We start from the raw sequence: 223 nt of genomic DNA on the forward strand, positions 1-223 counted from the left end.
CACCGTCGCTTCAATCCGTTGCAAATTGAGGGCGCCCATAATGTTGAGGCGGGTGCGGCTGCCGGTGGTTTCGACCACTTTAACCTGCGTCCTTCCACGCTTCATCCAGCCCTAACTTAATTTTGTAGATTGGGTAGGATGCACAGCATCAATAAACAAAATCGGCTCATTTTGCCCACATTCCGCTTTCAGCGCGTTGTAGCGCTCAATAAACTGTTGCTGT

General features: G+C 50.2%; 1 pseudogene. It reads right to left on the bottom strand.

The annotated features are described in order from the left end of the window. Positions 1-223: pseudogene (locus tag AAC855_RS21510) on the bottom strand (transposase); the annotation flags it as partial.

The sequence above is a fragment of the Xenorhabdus bharatensis genome (assembly GCF_037996705.1).
GTDB lineage: Bacteria > Pseudomonadota > Gammaproteobacteria > Enterobacterales > Enterobacteriaceae > Xenorhabdus > Xenorhabdus bharatensis.